Source organism: Leptospira kemamanensis (assembly GCF_004769665.1).
Lineage (GTDB): Bacteria > Spirochaetota > Leptospiria > Leptospirales > Leptospiraceae > Leptospira_A > Leptospira_A kemamanensis.
Genome location: NZ_RQGG01000052.1, coordinates 1 through 1,731, shown reverse-complemented (window position 1 = coordinate 1,731; position 1,731 = coordinate 1). Strand labels below are relative to the sequence as shown.

Annotated in this window: 2 protein-coding genes; one reads left to right on the top strand and one right to left on the bottom strand. The window is 33.2% G+C overall.

What is annotated here, in order from left to right:
- A partial coding sequence (locus EHQ59_RS17690; protein WP_135621286.1) for an integrase core domain-containing protein occupies positions 1–436 on the top strand: 436 nt, incomplete at its 5' end.
- 372 nt (positions 437–808) lie between these two features.
- On the opposite strand, the gene EHQ59_RS17685 is transcribed toward EHQ59_RS17690, so the two are convergent.
- Positions 809–1,618, bottom strand: a complete 810-nt coding sequence (locus tag EHQ59_RS17685; protein ID WP_135621285.1) for a hypothetical protein — start codon at positions 1,616–1,618, stop codon at positions 809–811.
- Between the last annotated feature and the right edge of the window lie 113 nt (positions 1,619–1,731).

Genomic DNA, 1,731 nt, shown 5'->3' with positions numbered 1-1,731 from the left:
TCACACAACCAAAATGCCGATTACTGCAGTCCAAACTTTGAATAATGAAGTCCTTCCTTTTTTCGAAGAACACAATGTCCCGATTAAAACGATTCTTACAGATAATGGACGAGAATACTGTGGAAGGGAAGACCAGCATCCTTTTGAATTATTCCTTCAACTAGAAGATATCGAACATAGAACGACAAAAGTGAGAAGACCACAAAGCAATGGATATGTGGAAAGACTTCATCGAACATTGCTCGACGAACACTTCAGAGTCGCTGGCAGAACCAACTTTTATGAAAGTGTAGATGAGATGGAAAAAGATTTTCAGGTTTATCTAAAGTTCTATAACAACGAAAGATCACATCAAGGAAGAAATATGAATGGAAGAACTCCCTATCAAGTTTTCCAAGAAGGAATCCGAGAATTAAAAAAGGAAGAAGATCAATAATCTAAATTAAGTTAGAGGATTGTGTAAGGCGAATACTGTATCTGTACATACCATACCTACTCTTGGAAGAAAAGCGCTTATGTGAGACCACTCTCTTTTACACTTCGGTTTATAATCATCGTTTTCAAGCTTTAATTCAAGTAATATCTTCCATAAAAGAGAAGAATTCCGTATACCCTATCGATCAACGAAACACTCGTTTTTGGAACAAAGTCTTTGTGAATCACTAGAAATCTATGACTTCCGTTTGTTTTTTGCCGTCAAAATCTGTCCCGTTTGCAATCAGCGTCTAACTTAACGAACATCTTGTTCGCTATTATAGTTTTGGCTAGGCTCAACGGTTTTTGCAAGGACTTAGGCTAAATCAATATATTAATCAAAATTAGGTTTATAATTTCGATCCAGCAAAAATATGTTTTGATCGATTAAAGGATTGATTACACTGTGCAAATTTTTCGGATCAATCGTCCACATATAAAGCTTATCGTTAATTGGTATAATGGTTCCATTCTTTAATGAACTTTTAACCCAGTCCTCCAAAGATTTGCCAAATACTTTTCTTTCTAAGTGAGATTTATTAAGTATATTGTATTCATAAAGATATCTTAGTTTGCCATTCTTAACTGCATTCATGGCATCAGGCTGGTAATTACTCCATAAGCTAGTAGATTCTTTTTCAAACTTACTAAAAATATTTGAGTAATTTGCAACAAATATCCCAGAGACGTACAATCCCGGACCATATTTTAAATCCATATGAAAACAAAACCCGTAATCTACTGCCATAAACTGTATTACTTGAGATATAATACTTAGCCTTTCGATGTATACAGTCTTAAATTTATCAATATCAAATCCCAAATAAATTCTATCAAAATATTCGTCTCTATCGATATTGGCCGAAAGTTCCCAGTCTTTTGAGATATATGAAAAGTCAGGTTGAGATTTTGTAAGATCTAAATACGACAACTCATAATTTTCTAATTTCTTCATTCTATTTTTATAGGTTGATAGTTTAATGTTGCTCGATTTATTATTTACTAACCTTATACTAGGGTAGTCTGGTTCCATATTTTCTTTCTCGCATAAGGACAGTATGTATTCCGACCATTCTTTAAAATGTAGGACATCCTTATTAGAATTTTTTTCACCAAAGAGTGCAATGTTAAAGGTATTCGCCATGATAATTATTTTTTGTTTCGTGGATATTTTTTTTGATCTAGCCTGATTACGTTTTTTCGGACACTTTTCTAATTCAATTTAACTCAAATTTTTCAGGACTCACATAACCTAGA

Coding starts and splice junctions, on each gene's coding strand:
- EHQ59_RS17685 (WP_135621285.1), bottom strand. CDS start 1,618: ATGGCGAATACCTTTAACATTGCACTCTTTGGTGAAAAAAATTCTAAT.